The following is a 16,166-nucleotide window of genomic DNA, read 5'->3' on the forward strand; positions in this document are numbered from 1 at the left end:
GGACCCGCCTAGCCATCGGTTAACCGGCTCTTCTATCAGCTTGCGCTGCGGGCCGGATGAAAAAAGAACGAAACTTTAGCACAACGGCCAAAGCTTCGCATACATTACGGACGCTCTAAACCAACAGGCGGCCAGTTTTCGAGCTTCATGCCCAAAGTCAGACCACGTGCGGCAAGGACTTCCTTGATTTCGTTAAGCGACTTGCGGCCGAGGTTCGGAGTCTTGAGCAACTCGTTTTCGGTGCGCTGGATAAAATCGCCGATGTAATAGATGTTTTCGGCCTTGAGGCAGTTGGCCGAGCGCACCGTAAGTTCCAGGTCGTCGACCGGACGCAAAAGCACGGGGTCGATTTGCTGTTGGGCACGGGCGGGAACACTGCCGTCGTAGGCTTCGCCGGCGCCTTCAAGTGCGGCAAAGACAGAGATCTGGTCCATCAGAATGCGGGCCGACTGGCGAACCGCCTCTTCGGGCGAAATCACGCCGTTGGTTTCGATGTCGAGGATCAGCTTGTCCAGGTCAGTGCGCTGTTCCACACGGGCGCTTTGCACGGCATAGCTGACGCGGCGCACGGGGCTGAACGAAGCATCCAGAACAATACGGCCAATGGTATGGGCGCGATCGTCGGTCAAGGCGCGCACGTTGCCGGGCACATAGCCGCGACCCTCCTCTACCTTGATATGCATTTCAAGCTTGCCCGCATCGGTAAGATTGGCAATGACGTGGTCGGGATTGATGATCTCGACATCGTGCGGCAGCTCGATATCGCTGGCCAGCACAACGCCCTGGCCTTGCTTGCGCAGCACCAGAGTGACTTCTTCGCGGTTATGCAGCTTGAAAACCACGCCCTTGAGGTTCATGAGAACGTCAACTACATCTTCGCGCACGCCGGCAATGGTGGAGTACTCGTGCACCACGCCAGTCATCTGGACTTCAGTGGGCGCGTAGCCGGTCATCGACGAAAGCAAAATGCGGCGCAGCGCATTGCCCAGGGTGTGGCCAAAGCCACGCTCGAAAGGCTCCATCACGACACGTGCGTGATTTTTGCTGACGGGTTCGACTTCAATAGAACGGGGTTTCAAAAAACCTTGAGACGACATGTATGTTCCTTTTCAATACCCTCGGCTCGTTACACCGATAAGGCTGACGGACAATCCGGGCTGATGCCGGAGAATGGACCACAACAGCCCACGTTTACGCCAAAAGCGGTAAACGTGGGCTGTGCGACTTTGCTGCTTTGCCGAACTGGCGGCAAATTAGCGGGAGTACAACTCGACAACCATCGACTCGTTGACGTCGCGGGCGACATCAGCACGATCGGGAACCTGCTTGAACGTGCCCGTCAGCTTGCTGGCGTCGACTTCAACCCACTGGGGGAAGCCCTGGCCGGAAGCCAGATCCAAGGATTCACGAATACGCAGTTGCGCCTTGGACTTTTCGCGGATGGAAACCACGTCGCCGGCCTTAACAAGCATGGAGGCGATGTCGGCAGTGCGGCCGTTGATTTCGATCGAGCGGTGGTTGACCAACTGACGCGCTTCAGCGCGGGTCGAACCGAAACCCATACGGTAGACGACGTTGTCCAGGCGCGATTCCAGCAATTGAATCAGGGTCTCGCCTGTGTTGCCACGGCGACGCTCAGCTTCAAAGAAATACTTGCGGAATTGCTTTTCCAGAACGCCGTACATGCGTTTGAGCTTCTGCTTCTCGCGCAGCTGCAGGCCGTAGTCGGACGTACGCGCACCGGAAGTGCGGCCGTGCTGACCAGGCTTGGATTCGATTTTGCATTTCGAATCGAGCGAGCGGCGAGCGCTCTTGAGAAACAGATCGGTACCCTCGCGGCGCGAGAGCTTGCATTTTGGTCCAATATAACGTGCCATTGTGCTTTTTCCTTAAATACGACGGCGCTTAGGCGGACGGCAACCGTTGTGCGGCACCGGCGTGATGTCGGCAATGCTGGAAATCTTGATTCCCAACGCATTCAATGCACGCACGGATGATTCGCGCCCGGGGCCTGGGCCCTTGATGCGAACTTCGAGTGTTTTGATGCCGTATTCCAAAGCAACGCGGCCAGCCGACTCTGCAGCAACCTGAGCCGCAAACGGAGTCGATTTACGCGAACCCTTGAAACCAGCACCACCCGACGTAGCCCAGGACAAAGCATTGCCCTGACGGTCGGTGATCGTGATGATCGTGTTGTTGAAGGACGCATGGACGTGCGCGATGCCGTCCGAAACGCTCTTCTTGATTTTCTTGCGTACGCGAGTCGCGCCGCTATTGGATGCTTTTGCCATCTTCTAGTCCTCGATTATTTCTTCAGGGAAGCAGCAGCGCGACGCGGGCCCTTGCGGGTGCGGGCGTTGGTACGGGTACGCTGACCACGTACAGGCAGGCCACGTTTGTGACGCATACCCCGATAAGTTCCCAGGTCGATCAGACGTTTGATCGACAGTTGTACTTCGCGACGCAAATCACCTTCGACGGTGAACGCATTGACGTTTTCACGAATGCGCTCGAGCTCGGCGTCAGTCAGATCTTTCACTTTCTTGGAGTACTCGATGCCCGAAACTTCGCAGATTTTGCGAGCGCGGGTGCGACCAATACCAAAAATAGCGGTAAGTCCGATTTCGGCGTGCTGATGCGGCGGAATGTTGATGCCAGCAATACGGGCCATGACTGTTCCTTGTTTAAATCTGGTGCGTTTCGGCGCTTAGCCTTGACGCTGCTTATGACGTGGGTCGGTGCAAATGACGCGTACCACGCCGTGACGTTTAATGATCTTGCAGTTGCGGCAAATCCGCTTTACCGATGCCATTACCTTCATGGTTAACTCCTAGTTTCCTTTAGCCGGGCCGCTCATTTGGAGCGGAATACAATTCTGGCACGCGACAGGTCGTAGGGCGTGAGCTCTACTGTGACCTTGTCACCCGGCAGAATCCGGATGTAATGCATGCGCATCTTGCCGGAAATGTGGCCAAGTACAACATGGCCATTTTCTAACTTGACGCGAAAAGTTGCGTTGGGAAGGTTCTCGAGAACCTCACCCTGCATTTGAATGACGTCGTCTTTAGCCATTTCTTTTCTTCTTACCGCGTAGGCAGCCCCACACCCTTGAAGTTAGCCTTCTTGAGCAGTGAGTCGTACTGATGAGACATCATGTAGGCTTGCGCCTGGGCCATGAAATCCATGGTCACCACCACGATAATCAACAACGATGTACCACCAAAGTAAAACGGAACATTCCAGCGCATATGCATAACTTCCGGCAATAGACAAACCAAGGTTATGTAGATGGCTCCGGCCAGGGTCAAGCGCATAAGGATCTTGTCGATATAGCGCGAGGTTTGTTCCCCCGGACGGATGCCTGGAATGAAAGCACCGCTTTTCTTCAGGTTGTCTGCGGTTTCGCGGCTGTTGAACACCAAGGCCGTATAGAAAAAGCAGAAGAAAATAATTGCAGCGGAATACAACGTAATATAAAGCGGTTGCCCCGGCGACAACGCGGCCGCCAAGTCGCCCAGCCAACGCATGCTGGGGTTATTGGAGAACCAGCTCGTGACCGTTGCCGGCAGCAAAATAATGGACGAAGCGAAAATGGGAGGAATGACACCCGACATGTTCAGCTTCAGGGGCAGATGCGAACTTTGCCCGCCATAAATCTTGTTGCCTACCTGACGTTTGGCGTAGTTGACCGTAATACGGCGCTGGCCGCGCTCGACAAACACCACGAAATACGTAACAGCAACCACCAGCACCAGAATGAACAGTGCCGACAGAATGGACATCGAATCGGTGCGCACCAGGTCCAGCATGCCCGACAAAGCGCTTGGCAGCCCGGCCACGATGCCGGCGAAAATCAGGATGGAAATACCGTTGCCTATTCCGCGCTCGGTGATTTGTTCGCCCAGCCACATGACGAACATGGTGCCGGTAAGCAAAGTTACCACTGTCGTGAAACGGAACAGCATGCCGGGGTCGATAACCAGACCAGGCTGCGATTCAAGTGCAACAGAAATGCCAACCGCCTGGATCAGCGCCAGAAACACCGTGCCGTAGCGGGTGTACTGCGTGATCTTGCGACGGCCCGATTCGCCTTCCTTCTTGATTGCCTCAAGGGTAGGCACCACCACCGCCATCAACTGCATGATGATGGATGCGGAAATGTACGGCATGATCCCCAGGGCGAACACCGAAAAACGCTCGAGTGCCCCGCCGGAGAACATGTTGAACAAGCCGAGAATGCCGCCCTGGTTTTGCCGAAACATATCGGCCAGTGCATCGGGGTTGATCCCCGGGACTGGAATATGCGTGCCCAACCGGTAGACGACCAGGGCGAGCACCAGGAACACGACGCGGCGTTTTAGATCGCCGTATCGGGAACCCGATTTACTCTGTGCCTGAGCTTTAGCCACCGTGACCCCTTATTACGCCAGTGTGCCGCCGGCAGCTTCAATCGCAGCGCGGGCGCCAGCCGTTGCCGTCAACCCTTTCAGGGTGACTTTGCGCGAAAGTTCGCCGGACTTGATGATCTTTGCGTAGCGTACTTGCTGGCCAACGACGCCCGATTGCTTGAGCACTTGTACGTCGATTTCGTCGACGGGCAAGGCCTGCAGTTCGGACAGGCGGACTTCAGCGTACAAATGCTGACCCCGGGGGGTGAAGCCACGCTTGGGCAGACGACGGTACAAAGGCATCTGGCCGCCCTCGAAGCCGACTTTATGAAAGCCGCCCGAACGCGATTTTTGACCTTTGTGACCACGACCAGCCGTTTTGCCCAGGCCGGAGCCTATGCCACGGCCGACGCGACGCTTGGCGTGCTTGCTGCCAGGAGCAGGAGCCAATGAATTTAATTGAGTTTCCGACATGCCGATTCCTTTTAGACTTCCGAAACGGTGACCAGATAATCCACTTTACGGATCATCCCACGCACTTCGGGAGTATCGACCAACACGCTGCTGCTGTTCAGCTTGCGCAGGCCCAGGCCGCGAACTGTGTCGCGATGGGATTGCTTGGTGCCGATAATAGAGCGCACCAGGGTGATTTTGATTTGCTTCTGTGTCGTCATGACTTACCCCAGAATATCTTCGACCGACTTGCCGCGCTTGGCAGCAATTTCGGACGGAGTCGAGCAGGCACGCAAACCATTGAGCGTTGCACGCACCATGTTGTAGGGGTTGCTAGAGCCAAGGCTCTTGGCCACTACGTTGCGTACACCCATCACTTCGAAAATAGCGCGCATCGGGCCGCCGGCGATAACGCCAGTACCTTCAGCTGCAGGCGAAATGAGAACGGTGGAAGCGCCATGCTTGCCCACGACGGTGTGATGCAAAGTGCCGTCTTTCAGGGCGACCTTGTGCAGACCACGACGTGCCTGTTCCATTGCTTTTTGAACAGCGACGGGCACTTCGCGGGCTTTACCTTTGCCCATACCGATGCGACCATCGCCATCACCTACCACGGTCAGCGCAGCAAAGCTCATGGTGCGACCACCCTTGACCACTTTGCTGACGCGGTTGACCGCGATCATCTTTTCACGCAGGCCGTCGTCGTTTTCCTTCTCGGCGGCGTGCCTACCTTGTGCTTTAGCCATTTGACAATTCCTCGCTTAGAATTTCAAGCCGGCTTCACGCGCGGCATCAGCCAGCGCTTTCACGCGGCCATGATAACGGAAGCCCGAGCGGTCAAAGGCAACCACTTCGATACCGGCTGCTTTCGCCCGTTCGGCAACGCGCTTACCAATGAGGCCGGCAGCGGCAACATTGCCACCGTTGACTTTCTGGCTGGCGAGTTCTTTACGAACTTCGGGCTCGAGCGTCGAAGCGCTGATGAGCACACGGTCGCCTTCCGGCGAAATAATGTTGGCGTAAATATGCAGATTCGAGCGGAATACCGAGAGGCGATGTACGCGCAACTCGGTGATTTTCCGGCGACTCGGAACCGCACGACGCAAACGGGATACTTTCTTGTCCATGATTCGTCCTTGCCTGTGCGCTTATTTCTTCTTGGTTTCTTTCATGATGACGCGCTCATCTGCGTAGCGCACGCCCTTGCCCTTGTAGGGTTCGGGTTTGCGGTAGGCGCGGATGTTTGCAGCCACCTGACCGACAGCCTGCTTGTCCGCACCCTTGACCACAATTTCGGTCTGGGTGGGGCATTCGATTTTGATGCCGGCAGGCATCTCGTGCAGAATGTCGTGGGAGAAACCAAGTTGCAGTTTCAGCGCGTCGCCCTGGACCTGTGCGCGGAAACCCACGCCGACCAGAGTCAATTTACGCTCGAAACCTTTGCTGACGCCAGTCACCATATTGTGAACAAGCGCGCGCGTCGTACCCGACATGGCCTTGGCCAGGCGGGAGTCGTTTGCGACCGAAAATGTCAACTGGCCGTCTTCCTGGGCAATGGTGACGTCGCCGGTAAGGGCTTGCGTCAGTGTGCCGAGGGGACCCTTGACAATGATCTGGTCGTTGTTGATGGTTGCTTCTACGCCCTTGGGCAGCGCGACCGGGTATTTTGCTATACGTGACATATGGTTCTCCTTATGCGACGTAGCAAAGCACTTCGCCGCCCACGCCATTGGCGCGAGCTTTGCGATCGGTCATGACACCGCGCGGAGTCGACACGATAGCCACGCCCAAACCATTCATAACCTGAGGAATGGCCTTGCTGCCTTTGTATATACGCAGCCCTGGACGCGAAACGCGGTCGATACGCTCGATGACCGGACGGCCGGCGTAGTACTTAAGTGTGATCTCGAGGACAGGCTTGGCCTTGTCGCCGACGATCTGGAAACTGTCGATATAGCCTTCGTCTTTCAGCACGGCAGCAATAGCTACCTTAAGCTTCGAGGAGGGCATGCTGACCGACGTTTTGTTAACTTGTTGCGCATTGCGCACGCGGGTCAACATGTCGGCGATGGGATCGCTCATGCTCATGTGTGTTTCTCCTACCAGCTAGCTTTAGTCATGCCCGGCACTTCGCCACGCATCGCCATTTCGCGAAGTTTGTGACGAGTTAAACCGAACTTGCTGTAAACGCCACGCGGACGACCGGTAACAACGCAACGGTTGCGCTGACGAGTCGGGTTGGAATTGCGCGGCAATTGTTGCAGTTGCAAACGGGCCTGATAGCGCTCTTCGTCAGTCTTGGACTGATCTTCGATGATGGCTTTCAAGGCAGCGCGTTTGGGAGCAAATTTCTCTGCCAGCTTGGCGCGTTTGATATCGCGATTAATGAGTGAAAGTTTAGCCACGTCATCGCCCCTTAATTGCGGAACGGGAAGCTGAAGGCTGTCAACAGCGCTTTGGCTTCGTCGTCCGTCTTGGCAGTGGTCGTGATGCTGATATTCATACCACGGACTGCGTCGATTTTGTCGTATTCGATTTCAGGGAAAATGATTTGCTCTTTAACCCCAACGTTGTAATTACCCCGTCCGTCGAATGCACGCCCGGAAATACCGCGGAAGTCGCGAACGCGCGGCAGAGCCACGGCGACCAGGCGATCCAGGAATTCGTACATGCGCTGGCCACGCAGGGTGACCATGCAACCGATAGGGTAATCTTCACGGATCTTGAAACCCGCGATAGCTTTGCGCGTTTTGGTGACCACAGGCTTTTGGCCGGAGATCTTGGTCAGGTCGGACACGGCGTGCTCGATGACCTTCTTGTCTGCAACCGCTTCGGACACACCCATGTTGAGGGTGATCTTCGAGATGCGAGGCACTTCCATAACGCTTTTGTAGCCAAATTTGGCTTGCAGGTCGGCTACGACCTTGCTGCGGTAAAACTCTTGTAAACGAGCCATGTTATTCGCCCCTTAAGCCTTAGCGCCAACGACAGCGCCGCTGGAACGAAATACACGAACCTTGCGGCCGTCGACTTCTTTGATACCCACGCGATCGGCCTTGCCGCTTTCGGGGTTGAAGAGCGCCACATTCGAAATGTGGATAGGCATGGTTTTGTCGATGATGCCGCCCTGCGAGCCAGCCATGGGATTTGGCTTGACGTGTTTCTTGACGACATTAATGCCTTCGACCAGAACGTGGTCGGCATCTACGCGCTGCAAAACAGTGCCGCGGCGGGTTTTGTCGCGACCAGTCAATACGATGACTTCGTCGCCTTTACGGATTTTTTCCATGATGGCTCCTTACAGCACTTCTGGGGCCAAGGATACGATCTTCATGAACTTTTCTGTACGCAATTCGCGCGTGACAGGTCCGAAGATACGGGTACCGATGGGTTCCAGTTTAGCGTTGAGCAAAACAGCGGCATTGCCACCGAACTTGATCAGTGAGCCGTCTTTACGGCGTACGCCCTTAGCGGTACGAACCACTACAGCGTTGTAAATTTCGCCTTTTTTGACGCGTCCGCGCGGAGCCGCATCCTTGACGCTAACTTTAATAACGTCACCGATTGCGGCATAACGGCGCTTGGAGCCGCCCAGCACTTTGATGCACATAACAGAACGCGCACCTGTGTTGTCGGCCACGTCCAGCGTGGTCTGCATTTGTATCATGATTTTTCCTGTTCCAACTTAGCCGCGTTGTTCGCACGGCCATTAAGACCGACAAAGTCGCGCAACCAGTTTTGGTCCCGTCAGGCTCGAACAGACGACGCCTGTCGAACCCTGGGTTGAAATCTTGCCATTAACTGCTTCTTGGGTACTACTTGCTTTTACTGCCTGGTATTGCCAGCCCGCTTAAAGCCAACCTGGCGCATCAGTTGCGCTAGAGGGCTTTTGCTTTTACTAGCAAGTCAGTCATCATATACGGTTTAAACCAAACTTGCAAGCCCAGGCGCAAAAGAAGGGCTTGTGCGGGTTGAGGCGTAGGATTGCCGCAACGAAAGCCCCGGCCGCAGCCCCGGCTTGCCGCTTTCCAGTGCGTTGCCTGGAAAGGCCAGGCGCGCTTGGCATACAGCGCTGCCCAGGGGGCAGCGGCGCGCCCGCTACTCCATGGTAAAGCCGACCTTGATCGTAACCTGCCAATGGGCCACCTTGCCATCGGCAACATGGCCGCGCGTCTCGACAACCTCGAACCATTGAATATTGCGTACGGTTTCGTGTGCCTTGGCTATGGCCGTACTGACCGCGTCTTCGATGCTTGTAGGGGACGAACCAACTAAATCAAGCTGCTTGTACACATGACTGCTCATGATGACCTCCTGGGTGCGACAACGATTTAGGACGGACTTGCCCTGGCGGGCAAGTCTTGCGGCAGCCCTTGGGCTTCCAGCCCTAGGTTACCTCATCCAGAACCTCCGGCCTCGTGTTTCCCCGGACCTCAATAACGGCCGGACAGCAGGCTGCCTGCGTTTGGCACTTCGCGCTGCAAGTTCAATACTTTCAGCATCTGGTAGACCGTGCTGATTGCGGCGGTGGTTACCGGCAGGCCAAGTTGCTGTTCGACCTGGTGCACTGACTGGAACGAGGGCATTTGCACGCAGGCCGAGAGCACCACGGCGTCGACGCCGCTGGTATTCAGGCGCTTTACGTGTTCGGCCGGCGCCAGCGGGTTTTGGCGGCCGACTTCAAGGTTGTCGGGAATCTCGAGCGACACGGCGTCGTGCACCTCGATGCCTTCGTTTTCAATGTAGTCGACAACCAATTGTGTAAGCGGCTTCATGTAGGGGGTCAAAATGGACACTTTCTTTGCACCCATTGCGTGCAGGCCCTCGACCAGGGCGCCGGCGCTGGACACAACAGGGGCTGCGCCGCCGTTGGCCACCGTGGCTTCGTGCAAGCGCTTTTCAGACTGGCGGTGGTAGCCCAGGCCCATGCTCATGATGGCAACCAGGCAGGCATAGCCCAGCACATCGACGCGGGCGTCCGAGAGCTCCAGCGCACAGCGGTCGGAGTCGGCGTCCATGGCCTTGAGCTCTTCAGCGGTAACCTTCTTCATGCGCATGCGGCTGGAATGGAACGTAAAGCGTTCGCTGAACTTTTCCTCGCGGCTGCGCAGCATAAGGGGGATTTCCGTTTCCATGGTGGTGTTGGAACTGGGAACGATCTGGCCGATGCGGTAGTTGCGTGGCGAAGTAGTGGACATGTCGATGGCACCTGAAAATGATTATCGTAAACAACATCATCGGCCATTTCTTGCCGATGCACCAATATTGAATTCGTCTTGCGTGCCAGCTTTTGGCTATGGCCAAGGTAAACTTGGCCTATTCCCTTCCATAATAACGGCCCTTCCGTGGAACTACGTCAGCTACGCTATTTTATTGCCCTGGCCGAAGAGCTCAACTTTACCCGGGCGGCCGAACGCCTGCATATTTCGCAGCCGCCCCTTAGCGCGCAAATTGCCCAGCTGGAAACCGAACTGGGGGTCAAGCTGTTCGAGCGCAACAGCCGCAAAGTCAGCCTGACCGACGCCGGCGCCGTGTTCCTGCATGATGTACGGCTTATTCAAAGCCGGCTGCGCGAGGCCACCGAACGGGTCAAGCACGTGCACTCCGGCCTGGCCGGCCGAATCGAAATCGGGCTGTCGGGCTCCCACTTTCTGGGCCCCCTGCCCTTGTTCATCGGCAAACTGGCGGCCACGCATCCCGATATCGACGTCGTGCTCAACGAAATGGCGCCCAACGAACAACTGGAAGCCTTGCGCGAACAGCGCATCGACATCAGCATTTCCCGGCAATCAGTTGAAGACGACCTGCTGTGCAGCCGGCTTTTGTGGCCCGATCCGTTATTGGTGGCCCTGCCCGGCGGCCACCCTTTGGCGGCGCACGCAAGCCTAAAGCTTGCCTCCCTGGCCAAAGAGCGGTTCATCATGCTGCGGCGCGAGACCTCCTACTTTGCCGATCAGGTTTTCCTGGCTTGCGCCGCGCACGGCTTTACGCCGCATGTCGCCCACAGCGTCGCGGAGGTCCCCGCCCAGCTCAATCTGGTTGCAGCCGGCCTGGGCATTGCGCTCGTACCCGCGTCGACTCATAACCGCCAGCCCGACTCGCTGCTTTTTCGCCCCCTGGACGAACCCGGCCTTCAGGGCCACGTACACGCAGTCGTTCGCAAAGAGCACAAGAAGACAGCGGTCGAGACCTTCCTGGCCCTGCTCGGGCAATATCAGCCTTAAGTCGCACGGATCCCACACACCGTGTGCCGGTCGCGGCCCATGTATGGCTCAGGCCGTACCGTCCTTGACCACCTGGCGTACACATTCCAGCGCCTGCTCCACCGATTTGGGATAAAGCTCGTCGTTGCGCCAGTACATGGAAACCGAGCCGTAGCCATCCAGCTGCAGCGGCAAAATCCGCAGCAGCTTCATTTCGACCAGCATTACCGTGGCCCGGTGCGAGGCCGTACCGATGACATCGCTATTATTGATAAGCGTTATGTTGGCAATGACGGAATTGGATTCAATGTAGTTGGCCGGCAGCGGTATCCCCGCGGCCGCCAGCGCCGCTTCCAGCGCGTTGCGAATAGGCGTGCGGCGCGGCCAGACAATCCAGCGGTAGGCCTGCACGTCGCTCCAGCCAATCTCGGGCTTGCTGAACAGCGGGTGGTCGGGGCGGGCCACCAGATCGATAGGCTCGATATAAAGCACTTCGCTGTTGATGCTGGACTCGTCGAAATGATTGCTGACGCTGCGCCCAATGACAATGTCCAGATCGCCCTGCGACAGCAACGACAACAAGCGGTCCATCGTGCCTTCCAGCAAGTCGATGCGCATTTCGGGCAAGCGTTCAGCGATGGCCAGCACCGCCCTGGGCGCAGCTTCCGAGGCCGCGGCACCCGAAGCCCCAATGGCAATGCGCCCGCCGCCGCCCTCAAGCAGTACATTCATATCGACAACGGCTCGGTCCAGCTGAGCGTTGATGCGGCGCGCATGTTCGATCAGCACTTCGCCATGCGGCGTCGGCGACAAACCGCGCGCATGGCGCTCGAACAAGGCCAGGCCGATATCGCCCTCAAGGTCTTTGAGCCACTTGGACAAGCCTGGCTGAGTCGTATTGAGCAAGACCGCCGAATGGCTCAGGTTGCGCGTTTGCGCAAGACTAAGCAGGAATTTCAGGTTGCGCAGGCGAATGCGGTCAGTCCAATCTGTTGCCATGCCATTCACAAAACAGTTATCGAAAACCGCAAGCTTACGTCAAGAATGCCATGGTGGCCCACTCATCTTGCCACTTGCGCCAGAAAGGGATACATTATCGAAAATACCTATTATTTTATAAAATCGAATTTACCGAGACACGCCATGAAAACTGCTGCCCGCGCAAACCATCGCGAAGACATCGTCGGACGAGCCAATGTTGAGGATACTCCTGAACTTCTGGCCTATTACGACGAACTGGACAAACACCATACGGCCGCCCTCTGGACGGTCGCGAACAAGATCGAACCCTGGCAACCGCAGTCCAGCTCAGTGCCCGTAGTATGGCGCTACAAGGACTTGCGCGAACATGTGCTGCGGTCGGCCGACCTCGTTTCCCCTGAAAAGGCCGGGCGGCGCGTGGTGTACCTGAGCAACCCGGGGCGGCAGGACGTCGCGGCAGCCGTGGGCTGGCTATATTCGGGACTGCAAACCATGCGTCCGGGCGAACTGGCCACATCGCACAAGCACTCGGCCAGCGCGCTGCGCTTCATCATGGAAGGCAGCGGCGCCTTTACCATCGTCGACGGGCACAAAATGACGCTGGGCGCCAATGACTTCGTCATCACGCCCAATGGCACATGGCATGAACACGGCGTCAGCGAAGACGGCACTCAATGCATCTGGCAAGACGGCCTGGACATTCCCTTGATGAACGCCCTGGAAGCCAACTTCTTTACCGTGCATCCCGAGCTGCAGCAAGCCGTTACCTATCCTGTCGAAGACAGCACCGCCGCCTGGGCCGCCGGCACCGGACTGGTGCCGGCCAACGACACCTGGTCGCACGGTTATTCGCCGCTGTTCAAATACGAATGGGCGCCCACCTACGAAGCGCTGGCGCGCTATGCCAAGGTTACCGACGGCTCGCCGTTCGACGGCGTCATGATGAATTACATCAACCCTAAAACAGGGGGCCCCGTCATGCAAACCATGGGAGCCAGCATGCAGTTGCTGCGCCCCGGCGAGCACACCAAAGCGCACCGCCACACGGGCAGCGTCCTGTACCAGGTGGCCAAGGGCAAGGGCTATTCCATCATCAACGGCCAGCGATTCGACTGGGAAGAACACGACATTTTCTGCGTGCCGACCTGGATGTTCCATGAACACGTCAACGCCAACCCAAGCGAAGACGCCTGCCTGTTCAGCTTCAACGACATGCCTGTCATGAATTCTCTGGGCATCTATCGCGAAGAAGCCCTCAAAGAAAACGGCGGCCACCAGAAAATCCAAACACCATAATTTTCAATCCGGACACGGCAACAGCCCGACCAAACAACCAAGGAAAACTTCATGCGTCTAGTTACCTACCGCGCCAACGTTCTGGAAGCCGCCCGCCTGGGCGCTATTGTCGACACAATGGTCGTCGACCTCGAGAACCTGGGTGCCGACAATGGCATCCACTTGCCCGACAACATGCTGGACTTCATCGACCTGGGTCCCAGCGCCGTCAAGACAGCAACCATGCTGCTCGAGCAGAATCGCGCCAACTGGCCCGTAGGCACCGCCGTACCAGTGCAAAACGTCAAATTGCTGGCGCCCATTCCGCGCCCCCGCAAGAACATCTTCGGCATCGGCCTGAACTACGTCGAACACGTCGAAGAATCCAGCCGCTCGCTGGACACCTCGGCCGACCTGCCCAAGCAGCCCATCATCTTCACCAAGCCGCCCACCAGCGTCATCGGCCCCGGCGATGCCGTGCACCACAATGCCAAGATCACGCAACAGCTGGACTGGGAAGTGGAACTGGCCGCCATCATCGGCACACAGGCCTGCCGCATTGAAGAAAAAGACGCGCTCTCGCATGTGTTCGGCTACAGCGTCATGGTCGACATGAGCGCCCGCGACTGCAGCCGCGCCGGCCAATGGGTGTACTCCAAGGGCATGGACACCTACGCGCCCTTCGGACCCTGCATCATCACCGCCGACGAAATTCCCGATCCCCAGACACTGGATCTTTGGCTGACCGTGAACGGCGAAATCAAGCAAAAATCCAACACCAAGTTCATGCTGTTCAATGTTGCGCATCTTATCGCCGACATCAGCGCCGGCATGACGCTGGAACCGGGCGACATCATTGCCACCGGCACTCCGGCTGGCGTGGGCGCCGGACGCACACCGCAAGAATGGCTCTGGCCGGGCGACGTGATCGAAGCCCACGTACAGGGCATCGGTACTTTGCGTCACCCGATCGTCGCCATCTAAATCCGGCCTGACACAGGCGTTATCGAACCAGCTCAACAAGTAAGGACACCCATGCTTAACCTGCCCGCTTTCAAAGTCGCTGCCGTCCAGGCGGCGCCGGTTTTCCTGGACACCCAGGCAACCATCGACAAGGCCTGCGCGCTGATCCAGGAAGCGGCCGGCAACGGCGCCAAGCTCGTCGCCTTCCCGGAAGTTTTCGTGGCGGGGTATCCCTACTGGAACTGGATCATGACACCTGTCGAGGGCAGCCCGTGGTTCGACAAGCTGTGCCGCAGCGCCATCGAGATCCCCGGGCCCGAAATCCACCGGGTGGCGCAAGCCGCCAAACAACACGGCGTACATGTCGTCATAGGCGTCAATGAGCGCAGCAAAACCGGCATCGGCACGCTGTACAACACCCTGGTATTCATAGGGCCGGACGGCAAGCTGCTGGGCCGGCATCGCAAGCTGATTCCGACCTGGGCTGAAAAACTGACCTGGGCCAATGGCGATGGCGCCTCGCTGCGCGTCTACGACACCAATATCGGCAAGCTGGGCGGCCTGGCCTGCGGCGAAAACACCAATACTCTGGCGCGCTTCAGTCTGCTTGCCCAAGGCGAGCTGCTGCACGTGGCCAGCTATATTTCGCTGCCGGTGGCGCCGCCCGACTACGACATGTCCGAAGCCATCAAAGTACGCGCCATGGCGCACTCGTTCGAAGGCAAGGTCTATACCGTGGTTTCATGTTCGACCATCTCCGACGAGATCATCGACGCCTTCACGCCCACCATTCCCAACGCGGCGCAGATGCTTAAACGCAAGAACAGCGCGTTCTCGGGCGTCATCGGCCCCGATGGCCGCGTGGTCGGCGAGCCACTCATCGACCAGGAAGGCATCGTCTATGCCGAGGTCGACTTGGGCAAATGCATACAGCCGCGCCAAATGCACGACATCGTCGGGCATTACAATCGCTTCGATATTTTCGATCTGCGCGTCAACCGGCGCACACAGCAATCGGCCTCGTTCTCCGACACTTCCGAAAACCCGTCGCTCGACTACGACGACGAATCCTCGGGCAACGGTTCAACCGACAACCTTGGCAGCGCCCTTAGATGATACTGCCCGCCACCGAGACTCCTTCTACCGTACCGGCCAAATCATCCACCCTGGCCGAACAGGCATACCGCGGCCTGAAGCGCGACATCATGTCGGGCGAACTGCAACCGGGTGAGCCTTTGCGCCTGGAATTCCTGAAAAGTAAATATCAGCTGAGCTTTTCGCCGCTGCGCGAGGCGCTTAATCGCCTGCAAAGCGAAAACCTGGTTGACGCCATTGCACTGAAGGGATTTCGCGTAGCGCCGCTATCGCTCAAAGAGATGCGCGACTCTATCGACACACGCATTTTTGTCGACTGCGAAGCCTTGCGCCGCTCGATCGAGCGCGCGTCCGACGAATGGGAGACCCAGATCGTCGCGGCCTTGCATGCGCTGGGCATCGTTACCCAGCGGCGCGGCAACGCCGAAGCGGACGATGCCTTTCATGAACAATTAGAAGACCGCCACCTGGCCCTGCACCGGTCGCTGATCGCCGCCTGCGACTCGCGCTGGCTGCTGGATTTTTCCATGCGCCTGTATGTGCAAACCGAAAGATACCGGCGTCCCATGCTGCTGGCCGCAGCGGGCGTGCAGCCACCCCGCGACGTTACCCAAGAGCACCAGGAAATTGTCGCTGCAACCCTGAAACGCGATGCCGCGTCGGCATGTGCGCTATTGGCCGAGCATTACAACCAGACCGCAAGGCTTATTGAAAATTCGCTGCAAACACGGCAGGCCGGCTAAACGCCGACACCTTCATTGCGTGTAGCGGATCACGCCAAACGCGAAAGCGAAACGCGGACCTTACC

The 16,166-nt window shown here is 57.6% G+C and carries 25 protein-coding genes; 5 read left to right on the top strand and 20 right to left on the bottom strand.

Features of this window, described 5'->3' with window-relative positions; all coding sequences use genetic code 11:
• Positions 1–104 precede the first annotated feature (104 nt).
• From DFR37_RS04905 to DFR37_RS04995, 19 genes are all read right to left on the bottom strand, one after another.
• On the bottom strand, positions 105–1,097 hold the full coding sequence (locus tag DFR37_RS04905; RefSeq protein WP_113932114.1) for a DNA-directed RNA polymerase subunit alpha: 993 nt from the start codon (positions 1,095–1,097) through the stop codon (positions 105–107).
• A gap of 156 nt (positions 1,098–1,253) precedes the next feature.
• Positions 1,254–1,877, bottom strand: coding sequence for a 30S ribosomal protein S4 (gene rpsD, locus DFR37_RS04910; protein ID WP_113932115.1), 624 nt, complete (start codon positions 1,875–1,877; stop codon positions 1,254–1,256).
• 12 nt (positions 1,878–1,889) lie between these two features.
• Positions 1,890–2,291, bottom strand: coding sequence for a 30S ribosomal protein S11 (gene rpsK, locus DFR37_RS04915; RefSeq protein WP_113932116.1), 402 nt, complete (start codon positions 2,289–2,291; stop codon positions 1,890–1,892).
• Positions 2,292–2,305: 14 nt separating this feature from the next.
• Positions 2,306–2,671 (bottom strand): 30S ribosomal protein S13, encoded by a 366-nt coding sequence (gene rpsM / locus DFR37_RS04920; RefSeq protein ID WP_113932117.1) that lies wholly within the window; start codon positions 2,669–2,671, stop codon positions 2,306–2,308.
• 36 nt (positions 2,672–2,707) lie between these two features.
• Positions 2,708–2,821 carry a 50S ribosomal protein L36 gene (gene rpmJ / locus DFR37_RS04925; protein WP_003805360.1) on the bottom strand — a complete coding sequence of 38 codons (114 nt, stop codon included), beginning with the start codon at positions 2,819–2,821 and terminating at the stop codon, positions 2,708–2,710.
• Positions 2,822–2,853: 32 nt separating this feature from the next.
• On the bottom strand, positions 2,854–3,072 hold the full coding sequence (infA, locus tag DFR37_RS04930) for a translation initiation factor IF-1 (protein ID WP_009523889.1): 219 nt from the start codon (positions 3,070–3,072) through the stop codon (positions 2,854–2,856).
• A gap of 11 nt (positions 3,073–3,083) precedes the next feature.
• Entirely contained in the window at positions 3,084–4,409 is a 1,326-nt protein-coding gene (secY, locus tag DFR37_RS04935) for a preprotein translocase subunit SecY (RefSeq protein WP_113932118.1), read from the bottom strand.
• A gap of 12 nt (positions 4,410–4,421) precedes the next feature.
• The gene (rplO, locus tag DFR37_RS04940; RefSeq protein WP_113932119.1) at positions 4,422–4,862 is read right to left on the bottom strand and encodes a 50S ribosomal protein L15; all 441 of its coding nucleotides are present in this window, start codon (positions 4,860–4,862) and stop codon (positions 4,422–4,424) included.
• An 11-nt stretch (positions 4,863–4,873) separates the two neighbouring features.
• Positions 4,874–5,062, bottom strand: a complete 189-nt coding sequence (gene rpmD / locus DFR37_RS04945; RefSeq protein WP_113932120.1) for a 50S ribosomal protein L30 — start codon at positions 5,060–5,062, stop codon at positions 4,874–4,876.
• A gap of 3 nt (positions 5,063–5,065) precedes the next feature.
• Positions 5,066–5,587 (bottom strand): 30S ribosomal protein S5, encoded by a 522-nt coding sequence (gene rpsE / locus DFR37_RS04950; RefSeq protein WP_113932121.1) that lies wholly within the window; start codon positions 5,585–5,587, stop codon positions 5,066–5,068.
• A 15-nt stretch (positions 5,588–5,602) separates the two neighbouring features.
• Positions 5,603–5,968, bottom strand: coding sequence for a 50S ribosomal protein L18 (gene rplR, locus DFR37_RS04955; protein ID WP_113932122.1), 366 nt, complete (start codon positions 5,966–5,968; stop codon positions 5,603–5,605).
• A gap of 21 nt (positions 5,969–5,989) precedes the next feature.
• Positions 5,990–6,523 carry a 50S ribosomal protein L6 gene (rplF, locus tag DFR37_RS04960; RefSeq protein ID WP_113932123.1) on the bottom strand — a complete coding sequence of 178 codons (534 nt, stop codon included), beginning with the start codon at positions 6,521–6,523 and terminating at the stop codon, positions 5,990–5,992.
• A gap of 10 nt (positions 6,524–6,533) precedes the next feature.
• Positions 6,534–6,929: a 30S ribosomal protein S8 gene (rpsH, locus tag DFR37_RS04965; RefSeq protein WP_113932124.1), complete on the bottom strand. Its 396-nt coding sequence runs from the start codon at positions 6,927–6,929 to the stop codon at positions 6,534–6,536.
• A gap of 11 nt (positions 6,930–6,940) precedes the next feature.
• Positions 6,941–7,246, bottom strand: coding sequence for a 30S ribosomal protein S14 (gene rpsN / locus DFR37_RS04970; protein WP_113932125.1), 306 nt, complete (start codon positions 7,244–7,246; stop codon positions 6,941–6,943).
• 11 nt (positions 7,247–7,257) lie between these two features.
• Complete coding sequence (gene rplE / locus DFR37_RS04975; RefSeq protein ID WP_113932126.1) at positions 7,258–7,797, bottom strand: 50S ribosomal protein L5; 540 nt, start codon at positions 7,795–7,797, stop codon at positions 7,258–7,260.
• Positions 7,798–7,809: 12 nt separating this feature from the next.
• Positions 7,810–8,130, bottom strand: coding sequence for a 50S ribosomal protein L24 (rplX, locus tag DFR37_RS04980; RefSeq protein WP_113932127.1), 321 nt, complete (start codon positions 8,128–8,130; stop codon positions 7,810–7,812).
• A 9-nt stretch (positions 8,131–8,139) separates the two neighbouring features.
• On the bottom strand, positions 8,140–8,508 hold the full coding sequence (gene rplN, locus DFR37_RS04985; protein WP_017524009.1) for a 50S ribosomal protein L14: 369 nt from the start codon (positions 8,506–8,508) through the stop codon (positions 8,140–8,142).
• A 431-nt stretch (positions 8,509–8,939) separates the two neighbouring features.
• Complete coding sequence (locus tag DFR37_RS04990; protein ID WP_113932128.1) at positions 8,940–9,146, bottom strand: dodecin; 207 nt, start codon at positions 9,144–9,146, stop codon at positions 8,940–8,942.
• 128 nt (positions 9,147–9,274) lie between these two features.
• Positions 9,275–10,039 (bottom strand): maleate cis-trans isomerase family protein, encoded by a 765-nt coding sequence (locus tag DFR37_RS04995; RefSeq protein ID WP_113932129.1) that lies wholly within the window; start codon positions 10,037–10,039, stop codon positions 9,275–9,277.
• A 147-nt stretch (positions 10,040–10,186) separates the two neighbouring features.
• Here DFR37_RS04995 and DFR37_RS05000 point away from each other — a divergent pair, with 147 nt between their 5' ends.
• Complete coding sequence (locus tag DFR37_RS05000; protein WP_113932130.1) at positions 10,187–11,065, top strand: LysR substrate-binding domain-containing protein; 879 nt, start codon at positions 10,187–10,189, stop codon at positions 11,063–11,065.
• Positions 11,066–11,113: 48 nt separating this feature from the next.
• Here the strand turns inward: DFR37_RS05000 and DFR37_RS05005 are convergent, their stop codons facing one another.
• Entirely contained in the window at positions 11,114–12,043 is a 930-nt protein-coding gene (locus tag DFR37_RS05005) for a LysR family transcriptional regulator (RefSeq protein WP_113932131.1), read from the bottom strand.
• Between the two features lie 144 nt (positions 12,044–12,187).
• Between DFR37_RS05005 and DFR37_RS05010 the strand changes: the two genes are divergently transcribed.
• From DFR37_RS05010 to DFR37_RS05025, 4 genes are read left to right on the top strand one after another with little or no spacing between them, the layout of a single operon-like run.
• Positions 12,188–13,321: a cupin domain-containing protein gene (locus DFR37_RS05010; protein ID WP_113932132.1), complete on the top strand. Its 1,134-nt coding sequence runs from the start codon at positions 12,188–12,190 to the stop codon at positions 13,319–13,321.
• Positions 13,322–13,372: 51 nt separating this feature from the next.
• Positions 13,373–14,284 carry a fumarylacetoacetate hydrolase family protein gene (locus DFR37_RS05015; protein ID WP_113932133.1) on the top strand — a complete coding sequence of 304 codons (912 nt, stop codon included), beginning with the start codon at positions 13,373–13,375 and terminating at the stop codon, positions 14,282–14,284.
• A 51-nt stretch (positions 14,285–14,335) separates the two neighbouring features.
• Entirely contained in the window at positions 14,336–15,379 is a 1,044-nt protein-coding gene (locus DFR37_RS05020) for a carbon-nitrogen hydrolase family protein (protein ID WP_113932134.1), read from the top strand.
• Positions 15,376–16,101, top strand: coding sequence for a GntR family transcriptional regulator (locus DFR37_RS05025; RefSeq protein ID WP_113932135.1), 726 nt, complete (start codon positions 15,376–15,378; stop codon positions 16,099–16,101). The genes DFR37_RS05020 and DFR37_RS05025 overlap by 4 nt, the downstream gene beginning before the upstream one ends.
• The last annotated feature ends 65 nt before the right edge of the window (positions 16,102–16,166 follow it).

The organism is Eoetvoesiella caeni (genome assembly GCF_003315175.1).
In the GTDB taxonomy this organism is placed as follows: Bacteria; Pseudomonadota; Gammaproteobacteria; order Burkholderiales; family Burkholderiaceae_B; genus Eoetvoesia; species Eoetvoesia caeni.

What these genes read in the sequence shown, in the direction of transcription:
- DFR37_RS05015 (WP_113932133.1), top strand. Translation starts at nt 13,373, where the DNA reads ATGCGTCTAGTTACCTACCGCGCCAACGTTCTGGAAGCCGCCCGCCTG.
- rpsM (WP_113932117.1), bottom strand. Translation starts at nt 2,671, where the DNA reads ATGGCCCGTATTGCTGGCATCAACATTCCGCCGCATCAGCACGCCGAA.
- DFR37_RS05005 (WP_113932131.1), bottom strand. Translation starts at nt 12,043, where the DNA reads ATGGCAACAGATTGGACTGACCGCATTCGCCTGCGCAACCTGAAATTC.
- rpmJ (WP_003805360.1), bottom strand. Translation starts at nt 2,821, where the DNA reads ATGAAGGTAATGGCATCGGTAAAGCGGATTTGCCGCAACTGCAAGATC.
- DFR37_RS05010 (WP_113932132.1), top strand. Translation starts at nt 12,188, where the DNA reads ATGAAAACTGCTGCCCGCGCAAACCATCGCGAAGACATCGTCGGACGA.
- rpsD (WP_113932115.1), bottom strand. Translation starts at nt 1,877, where the DNA reads ATGGCACGTTATATTGGACCAAAATGCAAGCTCTCGCGCCGCGAGGGT.
- rpmD (WP_113932120.1), bottom strand. Translation starts at nt 5,062, where the DNA reads ATGACGACACAGAAGCAAATCAAAATCACCCTGGTGCGCTCTATTATC.
- rplN (WP_017524009.1), bottom strand. Translation starts at nt 8,508, where the DNA reads ATGATACAAATGCAGACCACGCTGGACGTGGCCGACAACACAGGTGCG.
- rplX (WP_113932127.1), bottom strand. Translation starts at nt 8,130, where the DNA reads ATGGAAAAAATCCGTAAAGGCGACGAAGTCATCGTATTGACTGGTCGC.
- rplF (WP_113932123.1), bottom strand. Translation starts at nt 6,523, where the DNA reads ATGTCACGTATAGCAAAATACCCGGTCGCGCTGCCCAAGGGCGTAGAA.
- infA (WP_009523889.1), bottom strand. Translation starts at nt 3,072, where the DNA reads ATGGCTAAAGACGACGTCATTCAAATGCAGGGTGAGGTTCTCGAGAAC.
- DFR37_RS04995 (WP_113932129.1), bottom strand. Translation starts at nt 10,039, where the DNA reads ATGTCCACTACTTCGCCACGCAACTACCGCATCGGCCAGATCGTTCCC.
- DFR37_RS04990 (WP_113932128.1), bottom strand. Translation starts at nt 9,146, where the DNA reads ATGAGCAGTCATGTGTACAAGCAGCTTGATTTAGTTGGTTCGTCCCCT.
- rpsE (WP_113932121.1), bottom strand. Translation starts at nt 5,587, where the DNA reads ATGGCTAAAGCACAAGGTAGGCACGCCGCCGAGAAGGAAAACGACGAC.
- rplR (WP_113932122.1), bottom strand. Translation starts at nt 5,968, where the DNA reads ATGGACAAGAAAGTATCCCGTTTGCGTCGTGCGGTTCCGAGTCGCCGG.
- rpsK (WP_113932116.1), bottom strand. Translation starts at nt 2,291, where the DNA reads ATGGCAAAAGCATCCAATAGCGGCGCGACTCGCGTACGCAAGAAAATC.
- rplO (WP_113932119.1), bottom strand. Translation starts at nt 4,862, where the DNA reads ATGTCGGAAACTCAATTAAATTCATTGGCTCCTGCTCCTGGCAGCAAG.
- rpsH (WP_113932124.1), bottom strand. Translation starts at nt 6,929, where the DNA reads ATGAGCATGAGCGATCCCATCGCCGACATGTTGACCCGCGTGCGCAAT.
- DFR37_RS04905 (WP_113932114.1), bottom strand. Translation starts at nt 1,097, where the DNA reads ATGTCGTCTCAAGGTTTTTTGAAACCCCGTTCTATTGAAGTCGAACCC.
- rplE (WP_113932126.1), bottom strand. Translation starts at nt 7,797, where the DNA reads ATGGCTCGTTTACAAGAGTTTTACCGCAGCAAGGTCGTAGCCGACCTG.
- DFR37_RS05020 (WP_113932134.1), top strand. Translation starts at nt 14,336, where the DNA reads ATGCTTAACCTGCCCGCTTTCAAAGTCGCTGCCGTCCAGGCGGCGCCG.
- DFR37_RS05025 (WP_113932135.1), top strand. Translation starts at nt 15,376, where the DNA reads ATGATACTGCCCGCCACCGAGACTCCTTCTACCGTACCGGCCAAATCA.